Genomic DNA, 19,432 nt, shown 5'->3' with positions numbered 1-19,432 from the left:
GTGGATACAGACGGTGCTGAAGTCACGCCGAGCACGGCTACGGCTAGTTCTGGCGGGCGCAGTCGTCCGTGAAGGCACTGTCCGCCAGTGTTTCCCGTGCAGCAAAGCTCCGGTGTGGTCGCTTCGCCGGTCAGGCTCTCCCGCGAAATCGATTCTCAGCAGCTCTCGCCGCTGCCGCCAAGGGGTCGTCGTCCACATGCACGTCGGAATTCGCTGCTACGTTCGTGAGCGGACTCCTATCCCGATCTAGCCGGACGACCGGTGGCGGTAAGCCGTACGCGGCCCGTTCTCGTTCTGTATGTTCATGGTCCCGCACGGCTGTACCGTTCTGTTTTGCCTTTGTAAGCGTTGGGCCCACGGCTCCGGCATAGACGTTTCCACGCCCATATTCGATAGCGTCCATTCCTTCCTGCTGCGTCGATTTCAGCTTGCCAGCGGCCTTGGAGCGTTTTACGACGAGTGGATCTTCCTGTATCGACTCGTCAAGTAGTGTGAGCACTTGTTCCGGCCACGTAAGTTTGCCGAAACGACGTAAATCTTCTGCCGTCATTTCGATGTCAAATACGATTCTGTCCTCGCCTCGGCAAAGCAGTGTATTTGAATAGAGGCCTGTTTGCTTGATTTCCACGGTTAGCGGAGGATTCTTTCCTGGCAACTTTGCGTGTTCGTTCGCAATCTCTTTGAGCTCGTCCGACGAATAGTACGCACCTTTGTACCTGATCCTGCCATCGGTGCAGGTCACCGGCGTCCACGGCAGGAAGATGTCGTAAACGTCCGCCGCGGTACGTAACCATAATGTGAGGCGACCGACGGCCTTCTGCCCTCGCTCGTCGCGAGGTTCGACGAGTCCGTCGACCGCCTTCCGGTCGACAACGCCGCCGTGCTGCTTCCCGCGATGTTCGGGATCGCCCAGAAGCTTGCTGGCCTGCGCGCCGGCGACCCCTTCAATTCGCCCTGGCTTTCAGCATGGCGAGCGACGAGCTGGTTTCTGAAACGGGTGCCGGAAGGTATGCGGGGTGGTCTGGCGCTTGAGGCGCTCCGCCAGACCAAGGCGCTGTCAATTGCTGCGATCCTGATTCATCTGAACGATCCCGCCGATCGGAAGGAAGGAGAGAACGACGCCTTCGATCCGGCGCTCGACACTGATACCGTCGAGGCAATGAAAGTCGAATGGCTGCGGTTGATGAGGAGCCGCGCCGCGGACGTCGACGCGCTGATCGTCGAACCGGATCTCATGTCGCTCCTGTACCGATGGAGGGACTATGCGGGTTCATTGGACGAACCACGCGAGTGGATGGTTGAGGCGATCCGGACCGACGAGGGCTTCGCAAGGATGGCCACACGCATGATGAGCCGAGGTACAGTCCACGCGTGGGGCGACAGAGTCTCTACACCGCACAACACATTCGACAAACAGACGATCGACGACTTCGTCGGCATTGACGTGGCCAAGGTCAGGTGCGACGCGCTCGATCCCGCAGAATTTCCAGAGCACGGGGAGGCTCTGCGAACGCTGCGTCGCTCTGTTGATATATGGCTTGGACTAAGAGAGCGCGATCCATTCGATTTCTAATCGGTTGCCCATGTCAAGGCCGAATCCAAGCTATCCAACCAACGTGGGAGAATTTCGACGGAGGAGGAGGGCAGATTTGCTTGAATCGACAGGGCTGGCGTTGCTGATTGCGTATCGACGTGCTGCTGGAAACGAGGGTGCGTTTTTCCGCTGACGCCAAAGCCGTATCTCATTAGATGCGGATACGCGTTGTGCTGCGGGCGTGCCGGGCCGGTGGCGGCTACCCGTATCCGCATCTAGTCGAGAGCTGTATCCGCTTCTAATCAAGTTCGACACCCGTTTGCCGGGTAATGCCGATACAGGTATTGGCACTACCAGCCAAACCACTGTTTTTAATGGGTTTTTTCGCGTCGAGCCTGCGCCGTGGCGCATTCCGCGTGGCATAATCGATCGCATCCGCAAGGCTTGTAGTCACAACGACCCCGCATACCCATGGCACAGACTCTCTACGACAAACTGTGGAATACCCACGTCGTCCATACCGAGGACGACGGCACGGCATTGCTCTACATCGACCGTCAGCTGCTGCACGAAGTCACGAGCCCGCAGGCGTTCGAAGGGCTGAACGTCGCGCACCGCCCGGTGTGGCGCATCAGCGCGAACCTGGCCGTGTCCGACCACAACGTACCGACCACCGATCGCAGCCACGGCATCGCCGATCCGGTCTCGAAGCTGCAGGTCGACACGCTCGACGCGAACTGCGACGCGTTCGGCATCACGCAGTTCAAGATGAACGACGTGCGCCAGGGCATCGTGCACATCATCGGGCCGGAGCAGGGCGCGACGCTGCCGGGCATGACGATCGTCTGTGGCGATTCGCACACGTCGACGCACGGCGCGTTCGGCGCGCTCGCGCACGGCATCGGCACGTCGGAAGTCGAGCACGTGCTCGCGACGCAAACCTTGCTGCAGAAAAAGAGCAAGAACATGCTCGTGAAGGTCGAGGGCGCCCTGCCGCGCGGCTGTACCGCGAAGGACATCGTGCTCGCGATCATCGGCAAGATCGGCACGGCCGGCGGCACGGGCTACGCGATCGAATTCGGCGGCTCGACGATCCGCGCGCTGACGATGGAAGGCCGGATGACCGTCTGCAACATGGCGATCGAAGCCGGCGCGCGCGCAGGCATGGTCGCCGTCGACGACACGACGATCGACTACCTGAAAGGCCGTCCGTTCGTGCCGACCGGCGCGGAATGGGACCAGGCCGTCGAGTACTGGCGCGAATTCAAGTCCGACGAAGGCGCGCAGTTCGACCGCGTCGTCGAACTGAACGCGGCCGAGATCGTCCCGCAGGTCACGTGGGGCACGTCGCCGGAAATGGTCACGTCGATCGACGGCCGCGTGCCGGATCCCGAGCGCGAGAAGGATCCGGTCAAGCGCGATGCGATGGAACGCGCGCTGGCCTACATGGCGCTCGAGCCGAACACGCCGATGGAGTCGATCAAGGTCGACAAGATCTTCATCGGTTCGTGCACGAACGCGCGCATCGAGGACATCCGTGCAGCCGCGTACGTCGTGAAGAAGCTGAACCGCCGCATTGCGTCGAACGTGCGGCTCGCGATGGTCGTGCCGGGCTCGGGCCTCGTGAAGGCGCAGGCCGAGCGCGAAGGGCTCGACAAGGTGTTCACGGATGCGGGCTTCGAATGGCGCGAGCCGGGTTGCTCGATGTGCCTCGCGATGAACGCCGACCGGCTCGATCCGGGCGAGCGCTGCGCATCGACGTCGAACCGCAACTTCGAAGGCCGGCAGGGCGCGGGCGGCCGCACGCACCTGGTGAGCCCCGCGATGGCGGCGGCGGCGGCGATCGAAGGCCATTTCGTCGACATTCGCAAGCTGGGGTAACGCGTGACGGCATCGAAGCTCATCGCGCGGCTGGTTGCCGCGCTGGCGCTCGCGGGGCTGGGCTTCGGCCTTGCGGGCTGCAATACCGTCCGAGGCTTCGGCCAGGACGTCAATGCCGCCGGCAACGCGCTCCAGCGCGCCGCGGACTGACGCCCGCCGAGAATTTGTCGATGTGCGCCGGCTGAATGCCGGCCCTTCAACCGGATAGACGGATCATGGAAAAATTCAATGTGCATACCGGCGTCGTGGCGCCGCTCGATCGCGAGAACGTCGACACCGACGCGATCATCCCGAAGCAGTTCCTGAAGTCGATCAAGCGCACGGGCTTCGGTCCGAACGCGTTCGACGAATGGCGTTACCTCGACCACGGCGAGCCGGGCCAGGACAACTCGAAGCGCCCGCTGAACCCGGACTTCGTGCTGAACCAGCCGCGCTACCAGGGTGCATCGGTGCTGCTGGCACGCAAGAACTTCGGCTGCGGCAGCTCGCGCGAGCACGCGCCGTGGGCGCTGCAACAGTACGGCTTCCGCGCGATCATCGCGCCGAGCTTCGCCGACATCTTCTTCAACAACTGCTACAAGAACGGGCTGCTGCCGATCGTGCTGACCGAGCAGCAGGTCGATCACTTGTTCAACGACACGTACGCGTTCAACGGCTATCAGCTGACGATCGACCTCGATGCGCAGGTCGTGCGCACGGGCGACGGCCGCGAGTATCCGTTCGACATCACCGCGTTCCGCAAGTATTGCCTGGTCAACGGTTTCGACGACATCGGCCTGACGCTGCGTCACGCGGACAAGATCCGCCAGTTCGAAGCCGAGCGGCTCGCCAAGCAGCCGTGGCTCAACAACAAGCTGGTCGGCTGAGATCGCCTCCGGGCGGGCGCGCATGACGCGCGCTCGTCGACCTGCCACCCACACCTACCCAGTCAGGAATAACGCATGAAGATTGCAGTGCTGCCCGGCGACGGCATCGGTCCGGAAATCGTCAACGAAGCGGTCAAGGTGCTGAACGCCCTCGACGAGAAGTTCGAACTCGAGCATGCGCCGGTTGGCGGCGCAGGCTACGAGGCGAGCGGTCATCCGCTGCCGGACGCGACGCTTGCGCTCGCGAAGGAAGCCGACGCGATCCTGTTCGGCGCGGTCGGCGACTGGAAGTACGACTCGCTCGAGCGCGCGCTGCGCCCCGAGCAGGCGATCCTCGGGCTGCGCAAGCATCTCGAGCTGTTCGCGAACTTCCGCCCGGCGATCTGCTATCCGCAACTCGTCGATGCGTCGCCGCTGAAGCCGGAACTCGTCGCGGGCCTCGACATCCTGATCGTGCGCGAACTGAACGGCGACATCTACTTCGGCCAGCCGCGCGGCGTGCGCGCAGCGCCGGACGGCCCGTTCGCCGGCGCGCGCGAGGGCTTCGACACGATGCGGTACTCGGAACCGGAAGTGCGCCGCATCGCGCACGTCGCGTTCCAGGCAGCGCGAAAGCGCGCGAAGAAGCTACTGTCGGTCGACAAGTCGAACGTGCTGGAAACGTCGCAGTTCTGGCGCGACATCATGATCGACGTGTCGAAGGAATACGCGGACGTCGAGCTGTCGCACATGTACGTCGACAACGCGGCAATGCAGCTCGCGAAGGCGCCGAAGCAGTTCGACGTGATCGTGACCGGCAACATGTTCGGCGACATCCTGTCGGATGAAGCGTCGATGCTGACGGGCTCGATCGGCATGCTGCCGTCGGCGTCGCTCGACAAGAACAACAAGGGCCTGTACGAGCCGTCGCACGGTTCGGCGCCGGACATCGCGGGCAAGGGCATCGCGAACCCGCTGGCGACGATCCTGTCGGCCGCGATGCTGCTGCGCTACTCGCTGAATCGCGCGGAGCAGGCCGATCGCATCGAGCGCGCCGTGAAAACGGTGCTCGAACAAGGCTATCGCACCGGCGATATCGCGACGCCGGGCTGCAAGCAGGTCGGCACGGCGGCGATGGGCGATGCGGTGGTCGCCGCGCTGTAACGCGCACGGCAATGCAGTACGGCAGTTAATGTAGAAAGGGCGCGAACGGGCCGCGAAATCGGCCGGTTCGCGCGCGGTTGGCCGTTGTGCGGGCAACCGGCTTTGTGTAGACTCGAACGATGGCGCTGATTTCCCTGATCTCCCCGGTCCTGAAACTCCACGGCAACATTGCCCGTGCGGGTACGCGCGCCATCGTCATCACGAAAACCATTACCACGAAAACGATCATTAAACGCTGATCGTCCGTCGTGCCCGCCTGTTTCCCCGCGCGGTCACGCCGGGGGCGGAAATGGCGGGGAAGCTCCATTCAAAGGGTTAGTCATGAACGTAGGTCTCGTAGGTTGGCGCGGCATGGTCGGCAGCGTGCTGATGCAGCGCATGCAGGAAGAAGGTGATTTCGACCTGATCGAACCGGTGTTTTTCAGCACCAGCAATACGGGCGGCAAGGCGCCGTCGTTCGCGAAAAACGAGACTACGCTCAAGGACGCGACCAACGTCGACGAGCTGAAGAAGTGCGACGTGATCATCACGTGCCAGGGCGGCGACTACACGAACGACGTGTTCCCGAAGCTGCGCGCGGCCGGCTGGAACGGCTACTGGATCGATGCGGCCTCGTCGCTGCGGATGCAGGACGACGCGGTCATCATCCTCGATCCGGTCAACCTCGACGTGATCAAGGACGCGCTCGTCAAGGGCACGAAGAACTTCGTCGGCGGCAACTGCACGGTCAGCCTGATGCTGATGGCGCTCGGCGGCCTGTTCCGCGAGAACCTCGTCGACTGGATGACGGCGATGACCTACCAGGCCGCATCGGGCGCGGGCGCGCAGAACATGCGCGAACTGCTGTCGCAGATGGGCGCGCTGCACGGTTCGGTGCAGGAACAGCTCGCCGATCCGGCTTCCGCGATTCTCGACATCGACCGCCGCGTGCTCGCGACGATGAACAGCGATGCGATGCCGACCAGCCAATTCGGCGTGCCGCTCGCCGGTTCGCTGATTCCGTGGATCGACAAGGATCTCGGCAACGGGATGTCGAAGGAAGAGTGGAAGGGCGGCGCGGAAACCAACAAGATCCTCGGCAAGCCGGCCATGGGCGAGCCGGGCTCGATCCCGGTCGACGGCCTGTGCGTGCGGATCGGCGCGATGCGCTGCCACTCGCAGGCGCTGACGATCAAGCTGAAGAAGGATGTCCCGCTCGACGAAATCAACGGCATTCTCGCGTCGGCGAACGACTGGGTGAAGGTCGTGCCGAACGAGCGCGAAGCGTCGATGCGCGACCTGTCGCCGGCGAAGATCACCGGCACGCTGACCGTGCCGGTCGGTCGCCTGCGCAAGCTCGCGATGGGCGGCGAATACCTGTCCGCGTTCACGGTCGGCGACCAGTTGCTGTGGGGCGCGGCCGAGCCGCTGCGCCGCATGCTGCGCATCCTGCTCGACAAGTAAGGATCAGGCCGCGCTGCGCGTCTCGTCGGCGCGCGACGCGAAACGCCTGCCAGCCCTTTGCGGGGCGGCAGGCGTTTTTTTATTGGTTGGCCCGGCCCGCGTGCGAGAACCCCGGGGCGCTTGCAAGAGGATGAAGCAACGCGAACGATAGGGGACCGAATTCGTTCCGGGGGGCGATGCTGCCACCCCGATTTCCATTGATTGATATTCTTTTTTTGATAAAACTGCCGCGCGCGATTCATTGCGGCAGTCGGCTTGGCAGTCGCGCGTTCCGCGCGCCGGCGGCCCGGTGCGGGCAGCGGTCGTTCCGCTGCGCGGGGATGGACGGCCGCATCCGCCGGCGACGAATTCGGCCGGAACCCGATCGCGTGAAGTAAACTATGCGGTTACGACGCGCAGAGCCGCCGAAAGCGTCGCGTTCTGCGCGACGCTTTTGCATTTCTGCGGCGACTTTATTGACGCTTCCCTACGCGAATCCGAGCCGCGCCCGCGCGCGGCGATAGAGCCTACGATGTCCCGAATTTCCTTGTTTCCGCGTCAGTCCCGTCTGTCGCGCGCCGTGCGTGGCGCGCTGGCGATCCTGGCACTCGGCGCGGCCGCGTCGGCCTGGGCGGCCGGCACCGGCGAACTGCCGGCTTCCGCCGCAGGCGGCCCCGCGCCGCTCACCGTGACGGTCCAGCCGGGCCAGTCGTTGAACGATCTCGCGAAGGCGGCCACGCAGTCGCACGACCCGGGCGTGCTCGCGCGCGCCGGCCGCGCGCTGTTCGACGCCAACCCGCAGGCGTTCATGAAGCGCGACCCGAGCCGCCTGAAAGTCGGCGCGACGCTGACGGTGCCGGCGCTCGACGCGACGGGCGCGGCGCTCGTGCCGGCCGGTGCGTCCGGTGCATCGGCAGCGTCTGCGGCGGCTGCCGCGTCGGGCACGGTCGCGGTTGCGCAGCATGGCGCGTCCGCGCCGCATCCGGGGTCGGCCGTGCAAACGGCGCCGGCCGCACCGGCTGCGCATGCGGTGCCGGTCAGCGGCGCGAGCGTCGCGGTGGCGGCAGCCGCGGCAGGGGCGTCGGCTTCCATCGGCGCGTCCGCCGCGCATGGCGCGTCGACGGTCGAACCCGGTCAGCCGGCAGCGCCTGCGGCCGGTGCAAGCGGACCGCACGTGTGGAGCGGCGCGATCCAGTCCGCCCCGTCGTCCGCAAGCGAAGCCGCCGTCCAGCCTGCGCAGGGCGGCCCGGCTCAAGGCATGCACGAACCGTCCGCGGCGGCACCCGTCGCGGGCGCGTCGCAGCCGCGGCCGTCGAGCCTGCAGCAATTGCTCGCGCTGAAGAACCGCGTACTGATGGAACTGCAGAAACATGGGATCGGCAAGCCGGCCGCGACGAACAACGTTGCGCCCGTGCCGGCACCGGCACCCGCTGCGCCGCGCCCGGCCGCGAATGACGCAGGCGCATCCGCTGCCGCGTCGTCGCCCGCCGCGAGCGAGGCGGCGTCCGGTGTGGCCGCCAGCGCGGTGCAGTCGGCATCGGCGCCCGCGCAGCCGGCCGTGCCGGTGACGGCGACGCCGCCCGCGCGTGGTTCCGAGCAGATCGACTGGCGCCCGGCCGCGGCGGCTGGCGCGGCCGTGATCGCCCTCGCTGCCGGGTTCGCGTGGCGCAAGCGCCGGAAGGCGCGGCCTGCCGACGCGGTTGCGACCGAGTCAGCCGGCGCAGCGGCTGCCGATGTCGGCGTAACGTCGTCATCCGTCGAACCGTTGCCGCCGATCTTGCCCGGGACGCCGGTTGCCCGCGACGCGGCCACCGACATGAATCTCGTTTCGGCCGCCGCGGCAGCGGCGGAGGTGGCCGATACGCGCGATGCCGATGTGTCGTCGTCGCAGGAAGCGGTGAAGCCCCATGACGACCAACAGGACGTGCCGTCCGCGCATGCCGCGTTGGAGCACGACGCAGCACCGGCTGCGCACGACGTAAAGCCGGTCCCGGAAGCGGAAACGGCTGCCGACGCGCCGATCGAAGCGCCCGCCGCGCCCGAGACGAACGACGCCCAGCACGCGGCGCTGATGCAGAACGCGATCAGCGCGCTCAACAGCCTCGACATGCCGTTGCCGCCGCGGACGGCAGAGGAGATGCCCGCCCGGGAAGGGCAAGCTGAAAGCGAGCAAATCGCAACTAACGGTCCATCCGTATCGCACCCGCCGATTGGTGCGAGCGATCTGTCCCCGGAACATCCGGCCGACCAGGACGACGAGTTCGACTGGGATCCGGATGCGGCCACGCCCGCGCCTCACGCGGGTGGCGTGTCCGCGCCGTCGTCGCTGCCGCCGCTGGGCGGCGCGCAGTTCGGTGCGTTGAAGTTGGATTTCGATCTCGACCTGCCGTCCGCGCCGGGTGCCGTGCTGCCCGCGCTGACGCCGGAAGAGCTCGCGCGCATTGCCCGCAACAAGCTGGATCTCGCATCCGAGTACGTCGAGTTGGGCGACCTGTCCGGCGCGCGTACGCTGCTGCAGGAAGTGGTCGATGCGAACGACGTCGCGACGCGCGACGATGCGCGCGCGCTGCTCGCGAAACTGGCGGAAGAGGCGTGATGCGGATCGCGCTGGGGATTCAGTACGACGGCGCCGCGTTCTGCGGCTGGCAGGCGCAGCCGCACGGCAAGACCGTCCAGGACGCACTCGAGCGCGCACTTGGCGAATTCGCGTGCGTGCCGCTGCACACGACGGTCGCGGGGCGGACCGACACGGGCGTGCACGGACTCGGGCAGGTCGTGCACTTCGACACGGCGCTCGACCGCGCGGATTTCTCGTGGGTGCGCGGCACCAACGCGTTCCTGCCGCCGACCGTTTCGGTACAGTGGGCGAAACCGATGCCGGACACGTTCCACGCGCGTTTCTCGGCGTTCGAACGCACCTACTACTACGCGCTGTACGTGCATCCCGTGCGCTCGCCGATGCTGGCCGGCCGTGCGGGCTGGATCCACACGCCGCTCGACGACGACGCGATGCGCGCCGCCGCCGCGCACCTGATCGGCGAGCACGACTTCTCGTCGTTCCGGTCGTCGGAATGCCAGTCGAAGACGCCGGTCAAACACCTGTACCAGATCGACGTGCGGCGCGCGGGCCACTTCCTTCATTTCCGCTTCCGTGCGAACGCGTTCCTGCACCACATGGTGCGCAACCTGATGGGCTGCCTCGTCGCGGTCGGGCGCGGCCGCTACCCGGTGGACTGGTTGGCCGACGTGCTGGCCGGGCGCGACCGCAATCTCGCCGCGCCCACGTTCATGGCCGACGGGCTGTATCTCGCCCATGTCGGCTACCCGGCGGAATTCGCCGTCCCGCCCGCGCAGCTCGGCAGCGTGCCGTGGAGCAGCGTCTGGGCCGACCTGGACCCACAACCATGACGGATCACGCCGTGTCTCCTTCGACTCCCGCCGCGGCCGGCCTCGCGCCGCGCACGCGCATCAAGCTGTGCGGCCTGTCGCGCCCCGAGGACGTGCTGCATGCCGCCGCGCTCGGCGCCGATGCGATCGGCCTCGTGTTCTATCCGAAGAGCCCGCGCGCGGTGTCGATCGCCCAGGCGGCCGAGCTCGCACGCCTCGCGCCGCCGTTCGTGTCGGTGGTCGGGCTGTTCGTGAACGCGACCGAAGCCGAGATCGAGGCCGTTGTGCGCGACGTGCCGCTCACGGTGCTGCAATTCCACGGCGACGAGACGCCCGAGCAGTGCGACGCCCTCGGCCGCGCGGCCCGCCTGCCGTGGTTGCGCGCAGTGCGCGTCGGCCCCTCGACGCAGCCGGCCGATTTGGTAGAATCGGCTCTTCATTATTCGAAAGCGCGCGGCCTCCTGTTCGACACCCTGGTGCCGGACTACGGCGGTAGCGGCAAGGTCTTCGATTGGTCACTTATTCCCGCAGAGCTCGCGCATCGGGCCGTTTTGAGTGGTGGCTTGAACGCGCAAAACGTCGGTGATGCGATCCGCCAGTTGCGCCCGTTTGCTGTCGATGTCTCGAGTGGCATCGAAGTGGAGGGCGCGAAGGGCGTGAAGGATCACGCCCGGATGGCGGCGTTCGTACGCGCGGTGCGCGAAGCGGACGCCGGGTGATGCAAGTCGGTGCGGCCCCGAAAAGCGGCGCGCATCGACCAATCGAGAGTGACACCATGTACAACCTTCCTGATGATCGCGGCCACTTCGGCCCGTATGGCGGCGTGTTCGTCGCCGAAACGCTGATTCACGCGCTGGACGAACTGCGCGCGGCGTATGAAAAATTCCGCAACGACCCCGATTTCGTCGCCGAATACGAGCGCGAACTGAAGTATTTCGTCGGCCGTCCGTCACCGATCTATCACGCGCAGCGCTGGAGCGAGACGCTCGGCGGCGCGCAGATCTACCTGAAGCGCGAGGACCTGAACCACACCGGCGCGCACAAGATCAACAACGTGATCGGCCAGGCGCTGCTCGCGAAGCGGATGGGCAAGAAGCGCGTGATCGCCGAGACGGGCGCCGGCCAGCACGGCGTCGCGACGGCGACGATCTGCGCGCGCTTCGGGATGGAGTGCATCGTCTACATGGGCGCCGAGGACGTGCGCCGCCAGGCCGCGAACGTCTACCGGATGAAGCTGCTCGGCGCGACGGTCGTGCCGGTCGAATCGGGTTCGCGCACGCTGAAGGACGCGCTGAACGAAGCGATGCGCGACTGGGTCACGAACATCGAAAGCACGTTCTACATCATCGGCACGGTCGCGGGCCCGCACCCGTATCCGGCGATGGTGCGCGACTTCCAGCGCGTGATCGGCGACGAGTGCAAGGTGCAGATGCCCGAGCTCGCCGGCCGGCAGCCGGACGCGGTGATTGCGTGCGTCGGCGGCGGCTCGAACGCGATGGGCATCTTCTATCCGTACATCGACGATACCTCCGTGCAGTTGATCGGCGTCGAAGCGGCCGGCGACGGCCTCGACACCGGTCGTCACGCGGCTTCGCTGATTGCTGGCAGCCCCGGCGTGCTGCACGGCAACCGCACGTACCTGCTGCAGGACGACAACGGTCAGATCATCGAGACGCATTCGGTGTCGGCGGGTCTCGACTATCCGGGCGTCGGCCCCGAGCACGCATGGCTGAAGGACAGCGGCCGCGCGCAGTACGTGGCGATCACCGACGAGGAAGCGCTGAAGGCGTTCCACGACTGCTGCCGGATCGAGGGGATCATCCCCGCGCTCGAGTCGAGCCACGCGATCGCGTATGGCGTGAAGCTCGCGCCGACGTTGCCGAAGGACAAGATCCTGCTCGTCAACCTGTCGGGCCGCGGCGACAAGGACATGCACACGGTCGCCGAGCGATCGGGCATCGCGCTCTGACCCCGACCGATGCGTGACCTGATCGAACAACCGGGCGGCGGCGCCGCGAGCGAAGCGGAGGCGGTGCAGCCTGCCGTCGCCGTGCCGCGCGCGCTGCCGTCCGGGATCGAGCTGCACAACCGCGATTTCATGACCGAAGCCGCGCGCCTGCCGGATGCGTCGATCGACCTGATCGTCGCCGATCCGCCGTACGGGCTCGGCAAGGACTACGGCAACGACTCGGACAAGCGTTCGGGCGACGATTTCCTCGCGTGGACGCGCGAGTGGCTCGAGCTCGCGATTCCGAAGCTGAAGCCGAGCGGGTCGATGTACATCTTCTGCACGTGGCAGTACGCGCCGGAAATCTTCAGTTTCCTGAAGACGAAGCTCACGATGGTCAACGAGATCATCTGGGACCGGCGCGTGCCGAGCATGGGCGGCACGACGCGCCGTTTCACGTCGGTGCACGACAACATCGGCTTTTTCGCGGTTTCCAGGGCGTATTACTTCGATCTCGATCCGGTCCGCATCCCGTACGACGCCGACACGAAGAAGGCCCGCTCGCGCAAGCTGTTCGAAGGCAGCAAGTGGCTGGAGATGGGCTACAACCCGAAGGACGTCTGGTCGGTCTCGCGCCTGCATCGGCAGCACGCGGAGCGCGTCGATCATCCGACCCAGAAGCCGCTGGAAATCATCGAGCGGATGGTGCTCGCAAGCTGCCCGCCGGGCGGCCGCGTGCTCGATCCGTTCATGGGCAGCGGCACGACCGCAGTGGCCTGCGCACGGCAGGGGCGCGACTTCGTCGGCTACGAGATCAACGAAAGTTATTGCGCGATCGCGCGCGAGCGCGTGAGCGTGCTCGCCGCGCCGGCGTGCGCGTGAGTCGCGCCGCCGAGTCGCCGATCGCATCAAGGAAAATTGCCATGTCCTCCCGTATCCAGCAGACCTTCGCCGCACTCGCCGAACAAGGCCGCAAGGGCCTGATCCCGTTCATCACGGCCGGCGACCCCGATCCCGCGAAGACCGTCGAATTCATGCACGCGCTCGCCGAAGGCGGCGCCGACGTGATCGAGCTCGGCGTGCCGTTCTCGGACCCGATGGCCGACGGCCCGGTGATCCAGCGCTCGTCGGAACGCGCGCTCGCGCGTGGCGTCACGCTGAAAAGCGTGCTCGCCGACGTGAAGCGCTTCCGCGAGACCGACCAGAAAACCCCCGTCGTGCTGATGGGCTATGCGAACCCGATCGAGCGGATGGGCGTCGACACGTTCGCGACCGAAGCGCAGGCGGCCGGCGTCGACGGCGTGCTCGTCGTCGACTATCCGCCCGAGGAAGCGGGCGTGTTCGCCGAGAAAATGCGTGCCGCGCAGATCGATCCGATCTTCCTGCTCGCGCCGACGTCGACCGACGAACGCATCGCCGACGTGGGCAAGATCGCGAGCGGCTACGTGTACTACGTGTCGCTCAAGGGCGTGACCGGCGCCGGAAATCTGGATGTTTCGAGCATTGCGGGTAAAATCCCGGCCATCAAGTCGCGCGTGCCGGTTCCGGTGGGCGTCGGCTTCGGCATCCGCGACGCCGCAACGGCGCGTGCGGTGGCCGAAGTGTCGGACGCCGTCGTGATCGGCAGCCGCCTGGTGCAGCTGCTCGAGAGCGCCGCGCCGGAAGGGGCCGCCGCCGCGCTGAAGACATTCATCGCCGAGCTGCGCGCCGCCCTGGACGGCGCCGGCAAGACGGCGCGATAAACACAACAGGAAGCGGGAACGGGCCGGTTGGCCCGTCCCGCCACGGAACAGGAAACCATACGATGAGCTGGCTCGACAAACTGTTGCCGCCGAAGATCAAGCAGACCGACCCGAAAAGCCGCAAGGGCATTCCGGAAGGCCTGTGGGTCAAGTGCCCGTCCTGCGAGGCCGTGCTGTACCGCAACGACGTGGACGCGAACCTGCACGTGTGCCCGAAGTGCGATCACCACATGCGCATCGGCGCGCGCGAGCGTCTCGACGGGCTGCTCGATCCGGAAGGCCGCTACGAAATCGGCCAGGAAATCGTGCCGGTCGACTCGCTGAAGTTCAAGGACAGCCGCAAGTATCCCGATCGTCTGAAGGAAGCGATGGACGAAACGGGCGAGACCGACGCGATGGTGGTGATGGGTGGCGCGATCCATACGCTGCCGGTGGTCGCGGCCTGCTTCGAGTTCTCGTTCATGGGCGGCTCGATGGGTTCGGTCGTCGGCGAGCGCTTCGCGCGCGGCGCGCAGAACGCGCTCGAGCAGCAGGTGCCGTTCATCTGCTTCACCGCGTCGGGCGGCGCGCGGATGCAGGAAAGCCTGCTGTCGCTGATGCAGATGGCCAAGACCACCGCGATGCTGACCAAGCTGGCCGAAGCCAAGCTGCCGTTCATCTCGGTGCTGACCGACCCGACGATGGGCGGCGTGTCGGCGAGCTTCGCGTTCCTCGGCGACGTCGTGATCGCCGAACCGAAGGCGCTGATCGGCTTCGCCGGTCCGCGCGTGATCGAGCAGACGGTTCGCGAGAAGCTGCCGGAAGGCTTCCAGCGCGCGGAATTCCTGCTGACGACGGGCGCGATCGACATGATCGTCGACCGCCGCAAGATGCGCGACGAGATCGCGCAACTGCTCGCGCTGCTGCAGCGACAGCCGGCCGACGCGCTGGCCTGATTGGCGCGGCGTTGTGAACTGCGCGCGTCGCCTGGCTGAACCGCCGGGCGGCGCGTTTCGTTTTTTGGCGTAGTGGCGGTACCGATTCAGATTTGATCCGATGAGCACTTTTCCCACTCTCGACGCGTGGCTTTCGCATCTCGAACGCGCGCACCCGGTCGGCATCGACATGGGCCTCACCCGCATCGGGCAGGTCAAGGCGGCGCTGCAGCTCGAATTCGCGTGCCCCGTGATCACGGTCGGCGGCACGAACGGCAAGGGTTCGACCTGCGCGTTCCTCGAGGCGATCCTCGTTCACGCGGGCTACAAGGTCGGCTGCCACACGTCGCCGCACCTGCTCGAATTCGGCGAGCGCGCGCGCGTGAACGGGCAGCAGGTCAGCGACGCCGAACTGCTGCCGCACTTCGAGGCCGTCGAGGCGGCGCGCATGTCGCTGCCCGAGCCGGTGTCGCTCACGTACTTCGAATTCACGACGCTCGCGATCCTGCACCTGTTCGCGTCGCGCGGGCTCGATGCGGTGATCCTCGAAGTCGGCCTCGGCGGCCGGCTCGATGCGGTCAACATCATCGATACCGATTGCGCGATCGTCACGAGCATCGACATCGATCACACCGAATACCTCGGCGACACGCGCGAGAAGATCGCGTTCGAGAAGGCGGGGATCTTCCGCGCGGGCAAGCCGGCGATCTGCGGTGATCCCTTGGTGCCGAGCACGCTGGTCGACCATGCTGCTTCGATCGGCGCCGACCTGTGGCTGGTCGGCCGCGATTTCCGCTACGAGGCGCAGCCGGGCGCGGAGCGCCAGCAATGGAGCTACCTCGGCCGCGAGAAGCGCTATCCGGCGCTCGCGTACCCGTCGCTGCGCGGCGCGAACCAGCTGATCAATGCGTCGGCCGCGCTGGCCGCGCTTGAGGCGCTGCGTCCGGTGCTGCCGGTGTCCGCGCAGGACATCCGGCTCGGGCTCGCGAACGTCGAGTTGCCGGGGCGCTTCCAGGTGCTGCCCGGCAAGCCGGCGATCGTGCTGGACGTCGCGCACAACCCGCATGCGGCGGCCGTGCTCGAGCAGAATCTCGGCAACATGGGCTTCTTCCCGTACACGTACGCGGTGTTCGGCGCGATGCACGACAAGGACATCGACGGCGTGCTGCGGCACCTGAAGGGCGAGGTCGATCACTGGTGCGTGACCGACCTGCCGCTGCCGCGCGCGGCGAGCGCGGAGCAGCTCGAAGCCGCGCTGCGCAAGGCCGGCGTGGAGGAGGGGGCCGATTCGAGCGTGACGCGGTTCGCGTCGCCCGCTGAAGCGTTTCGCGATGCACTAAAAAGAGCATCCGAGAATGATAGAATCGTGGTTTTCGGCAGTTTCCATACGGTGGCAGGTGTGATGGCCTACCGGAAATCGCAGCAACACTGACTGACGGGCAGTTTCGGACTCAGCCATTCATGGGAATTTTCTCGTTCGGCAAGAAAGACGACGACGCGCCCCCGCGGCGCGGCGGTCGTACCGGGGCCTCCCGGAACGTGCGCACGGAGCGCACTGAACGCGTCGAGCGACGCACGCGCCGCACCGAGCGTCCGGAATCGGACGCACTGCTCCTCGATCCGACCCTTCCTGAAAAGCAACGCGCCCGCCGGCGTCTCGTCGGCGCGATCGCGCTCGTCGTCGCCGCGGTGATCGTGCTGCCGATGGTGCTCGATTCGCACCCGAAGCCGGTGACGGACGACATCGCGATCGACATCCCGAACCGGCCCGCGCATCAGTCGGTCGCGCCGCGTGACGATGACGCGTCCGACGTGCAGGCGGGCGTCGCGCACGACGAGCCGCCGGCCTCCGATGTCGCGGTGGCGGCCGTTCCGGCGCCCGCGGCGAAGGATGCAGCCAAGCCGGCCGCGAAGCCCGATACCTCGACCTCGACGACCACCGCGAGCGTGACGCCGCCGAAGCCCGCTGCCAAGCCGGCCACGGCCGCTCCCGCTCCCGCGGCGAAGCCGGTCGCGCCGAAGCCGGCGCCCGCGACGGTCGCGAACGCCGACGCCGCGGCCGACAGCGGCGACGCATCGTCGCCGGCATCGCCGGCCGGTGCGCGCTTCGCGGTGCAGCTCGGTTCGTTCAAGGATGCCGCGACGGCCCGTTCGTGGGCCACCAAGTTGAAATCGGCGGGCGTGCCCGCATATGTCGAGCACAGCAAGCAGGCGGACGGCAGCACGGCTACACTGCTGCGTGCCGGCCCATTCGCGGATCGCGCGGCGGCGTCCGCCGCGATCGCGAAGGTGCGCGAAGCCGGACTGACGCAGTAACGTGCGATGCTGACGGCTTTCGACTACGCTGTATTGGCGGTGATCGCGTTGTCTGCGCTGCGTGGCGCGTGGCGCGGTTTCGTCTCGGAGATTTTCGGGCTGATCGGCTGGATCGCGGCGGTCGTGATCGCGGCCCGCTATGTCGGACTGGTGGTGCCGTACATTCCGGCGAACTGGCCGGGCGGCGCGCTGACACAGTGGGTGATCGCGTTCGCGCTGATCGTGATCGGCGTGGTGTTCGTCGCGGGTGTCGCGAACGCGCTGTTGTCGCGAATCGCGCAGGCGACGGGCCTCGGCGGGGTCGATCGCTCGCTGGGCATGATGTTCGGGCTCGTTCGCGGCTGCGTGCTGGTGGTGCTGCTGGTCGCGGCGGCCGGGCTGACCGAATTGCCCAAACAGGATTTCTGGCGCAATGCGCTCTTGCGTCCTTTCGCCGAACAGGGCGTGCACGAGCTGAAGCAGCTCCTGCCCGACGGCATGGCCCAGTACGTGCGCGTTTGACGACGCGCACCGGGCAGGACGGAACCGATTTTGTCATCTTGAAGGACATGCCATGTGCGGCATCGTAGGTGTTATCTCCCAATCCCCGGTCAATCAGCTGATCTATGACAGCTTGCTGCTGCTGCAGCATCGCGGTCAGGACGCAGCGGGCATCGCGACGGCGGACGGCAGCAATTTCCACATGTACAAGGCGAACGGCATGGTGCGCGACGTGTTCCGCACGCGCAACATGCGCAGCCTGCCCGGCACCTTCGGCATCGGCCAGGTCCGCTACCCGACGGCCGGCTCGGCATCGAGCGAAGCCGAGGCGCAACCGTTCTACGTGAACGCGCCGTTCGGGATCATCCTCGCGCACAACGGCAACCTGACGAACTGGGAACAGCTGAAGGACGAGATGTTCCGGATCGACCGCCGGCACATCAACACCAATTCCGACAGCGAAGTACTGCTCAACGTGTTCGCGCACGAGCTGCAACTGGCGACGACGGGCCTCGAGCTCGATCCGGCCGCCGTGTTCAAGGCGGTCGCGGGCGTGCATCGCCGCCTGCAGGGCTCGTACGCGATCGTGTCGCTGATCGCCGGCTACGGCCTGCTCGCGTTCCGCGATCCGTTCGGCATCCGCCCGCTCTGCATCGGCAAGCTCGAGACCGAACACGGCACCGAATGGATGGTCGCGTCGGAGTCGGTGGCGGTCGAAGGCATCGGTTTCGAATTCGTGCGCGACGTGCAGCCGGGCGAAGCGATCTTCATCGACAAGGCCGGCAACTTCCACAGCCAGCAGTGCGCGGAGCACCCGACGCTGAATCCGTGCATGTTCGAATACGTGTATCTCGCGCGTCCGGACTCGTGCCTCGACGGCGTGCCCGTCTACAACGTGCGCCTGCGCATGGGCGACTACCTCGCCGAGAAGATCAAGCGCGAGCTGCCGAACGTGCCGATCGACGTCGTGATGCCGATTCCCGATTCGTCGCGTCCGGCTGCGATGCAGGTCGCCGCGAAGCTCGGCGTCGAGTATCGCGAAGGCTTCTTCAAGAACCGCTACGTCGGCCGCACCTTCATCATGCCGGGCCAGGCCGTGCGCAAGAAGTCGGTGCGCCAGAAGCTCAATGCGATGAGCATCGAGTTCAAGGACAAGAACGTGCTGATCGTCGACGACTCGATCGTGCGCGGCACGACCTCGCACGAGATCGTGCAGATGGCGCGCGATGCGGGCGCGAAGTCGGTGATCTTCGCGTCGGCGGCGCCGCCCGTGAAGTTCCCGAACGTGTACGGCATCGACATGCCGACGCGCGGCGAGCTGGTCGCACATGGCCGCACCGACGAGGAAGTCGCGAAGATCATCGGCGCCGACCACCTGATCTACCAGGACGTCGACGACCTGCGCCGCGCGGTGCGCGACATCAATCCGAAGCTCGAGCGCTTCGAGGCGTCGTGCTTCGATGGCAACTACATCACCGGCGCCGTGACGCCCGAGTACCTCGATGCGATCGAGCGCGCCCGTCTCGCACCGGCGTCGCAGGCCGATCGCGACACGGCCGGCGATACCGCGCGTTCGCAGATGAACCTGCAGTTGTCGGTGGAGTGATGCCGGCGCACGCTTCCGATGAAGCGTGATAGGATGTGGTCTTGCGTCGATTTGATTCAGCTTGCGGACGCGGGGCGACTTCCCAAAACAGCTAAAGCGAAGGCCGGCGACAGCCGGCCCGAGTCGATCGCTGTCGTACCGCACCGAAGCCCGCTGATGCCGACGCATAGCGGGCTTTTTGTTTTGGCCTGAT

Annotated in this window: 19 protein-coding genes; 18 read left to right on the top strand and 1 reads right to left on the bottom strand. The window is 66.4% G+C overall.

Translation table 11 applies throughout. The annotated features are described in order from the left end of the window. Positions 1–130 precede the first annotated feature (130 nt). Entirely contained in the window at positions 131–628 is a 498-nt protein-coding gene (locus DIE23_RS08865) for a hypothetical protein (protein WP_124611768.1), read from the bottom strand. Positions 629–880: 252 nt separating this feature from the next. Between DIE23_RS08865 and DIE23_RS08860 the strand changes: the two genes are divergently transcribed. The 18 genes from DIE23_RS08860 to purF all read left to right on the top strand — a co-directional run bounded on the left by DIE23_RS08860 (position 881) and on the right by purF (position 19,239). Continuing rightward, a complete protein-coding gene (locus DIE23_RS08860) occupies positions 881–1,573 on the top strand; it encodes a hypothetical protein (RefSeq protein ID WP_124611767.1) in 693 nt (230 codons plus the stop codon). Positions 1,574–2,005: 432 nt separating this feature from the next. Next, entirely contained in the window at positions 2,006–3,415 is a 1,410-nt protein-coding gene (gene leuC / locus DIE23_RS08855) for a 3-isopropylmalate dehydratase large subunit (protein WP_124611766.1), read from the top strand. Between the two features lie 3 nt (positions 3,416–3,418). Continuing rightward, on the top strand, positions 3,419–3,565 hold the full coding sequence (locus DIE23_RS08850; RefSeq protein WP_011658379.1) for an entericidin A/B family lipoprotein: 147 nt from the start codon (positions 3,419–3,421) through the stop codon (positions 3,563–3,565). 65 nt (positions 3,566–3,630) lie between these two features. Further along, positions 3,631–4,281, top strand: a complete 651-nt coding sequence (gene leuD, locus DIE23_RS08845; RefSeq protein ID WP_124611765.1) for a 3-isopropylmalate dehydratase small subunit — start codon at positions 3,631–3,633, stop codon at positions 4,279–4,281. A 75-nt stretch (positions 4,282–4,356) separates the two neighbouring features. Further along, complete coding sequence (gene leuB, locus DIE23_RS08840) at positions 4,357–5,424, top strand: 3-isopropylmalate dehydrogenase (protein WP_124611764.1); 1,068 nt, start codon at positions 4,357–4,359, stop codon at positions 5,422–5,424. 119 nt (positions 5,425–5,543) lie between these two features. Continuing rightward, positions 5,544–5,663 carry a hypothetical protein gene (locus tag DIE23_RS40060; protein WP_006754086.1) on the top strand — a complete coding sequence of 40 codons (120 nt, stop codon included), beginning with the start codon at positions 5,544–5,546 and terminating at the stop codon, positions 5,661–5,663. Positions 5,664–5,745: 82 nt separating this feature from the next. Then, positions 5,746–6,867 carry an aspartate-semialdehyde dehydrogenase gene (asd, locus tag DIE23_RS08830; protein WP_059466419.1) on the top strand — a complete coding sequence of 374 codons (1,122 nt, stop codon included), beginning with the start codon at positions 5,746–5,748 and terminating at the stop codon, positions 6,865–6,867. Between the two features lie 511 nt (positions 6,868–7,378). Beyond that, positions 7,379–9,442, top strand: a complete 2,064-nt coding sequence (locus tag DIE23_RS08825; protein ID WP_124611763.1) for a FimV/HubP family polar landmark protein — start codon at positions 7,379–7,381, stop codon at positions 9,440–9,442. Next, positions 9,442–10,254, top strand: coding sequence for a tRNA pseudouridine(38-40) synthase TruA (gene truA / locus DIE23_RS08820; protein ID WP_185646410.1), 813 nt, complete (start codon positions 9,442–9,444; stop codon positions 10,252–10,254). The genes DIE23_RS08825 and truA overlap by 1 nt, the downstream gene beginning before the upstream one ends. Beyond that, positions 10,251–10,952, top strand: coding sequence for a phosphoribosylanthranilate isomerase (locus DIE23_RS08815; protein WP_124611761.1), 702 nt, complete (start codon positions 10,251–10,253; stop codon positions 10,950–10,952). Before truA ends, DIE23_RS08815 begins: the two co-directional genes overlap by 4 nt. A gap of 56 nt (positions 10,953–11,008) precedes the next feature. Next, complete coding sequence (gene trpB, locus DIE23_RS08810; protein WP_124611760.1) at positions 11,009–12,202, top strand: tryptophan synthase subunit beta; 1,194 nt, start codon at positions 11,009–11,011, stop codon at positions 12,200–12,202. Between the two features lie 9 nt (positions 12,203–12,211). Further along, positions 12,212–13,063: a site-specific DNA-methyltransferase gene (locus DIE23_RS08805; RefSeq protein ID WP_124611759.1), complete on the top strand. Its 852-nt coding sequence runs from the start codon at positions 12,212–12,214 to the stop codon at positions 13,061–13,063. A 41-nt stretch (positions 13,064–13,104) separates the two neighbouring features. Beyond that, complete coding sequence (gene trpA, locus DIE23_RS08800; RefSeq protein ID WP_124611758.1) at positions 13,105–13,923, top strand: tryptophan synthase subunit alpha; 819 nt, start codon at positions 13,105–13,107, stop codon at positions 13,921–13,923. Positions 13,924–13,985: 62 nt separating this feature from the next. After that, a complete protein-coding gene (gene accD / locus DIE23_RS08795) occupies positions 13,986–14,858 on the top strand; it encodes an acetyl-CoA carboxylase, carboxyltransferase subunit beta (protein WP_006761962.1) in 873 nt (290 codons plus the stop codon). 100 nt (positions 14,859–14,958) lie between these two features. Continuing rightward, positions 14,959–16,269: a bifunctional tetrahydrofolate synthase/dihydrofolate synthase gene (gene folC / locus DIE23_RS08790; RefSeq protein WP_124611757.1), complete on the top strand. Its 1,311-nt coding sequence runs from the start codon at positions 14,959–14,961 to the stop codon at positions 16,267–16,269. A gap of 29 nt (positions 16,270–16,298) precedes the next feature. Beyond that, entirely contained in the window at positions 16,299–17,153 is an 855-nt protein-coding gene (locus tag DIE23_RS08785; RefSeq protein WP_124611756.1) for an SPOR domain-containing protein, read from the top strand. A gap of 6 nt (positions 17,154–17,159) precedes the next feature. Continuing rightward, the gene (locus DIE23_RS08780) at positions 17,160–17,654 is read left to right on the top strand and encodes a CvpA family protein (RefSeq protein WP_124611755.1); all 495 of its coding nucleotides are present in this window, start codon (positions 17,160–17,162) and stop codon (positions 17,652–17,654) included. Between the two features lie 52 nt (positions 17,655–17,706). Next, the gene (gene purF, locus DIE23_RS08775; protein ID WP_124611754.1) at positions 17,707–19,239 is read left to right on the top strand and encodes an amidophosphoribosyltransferase; all 1,533 of its coding nucleotides are present in this window, start codon (positions 17,707–17,709) and stop codon (positions 19,237–19,239) included. Positions 19,240–19,432: the final 193 nt, after the last annotated feature.

The organism is Burkholderia sp. Bp9143 (assembly GCF_003853645.1).
GTDB lineage: Bacteria > Pseudomonadota > Gammaproteobacteria > Burkholderiales > Burkholderiaceae > Burkholderia.
The sequence above is the reverse complement of the archived record's forward strand: the minus strand, read 5'-3'. Positions and strand labels throughout refer to the sequence as shown.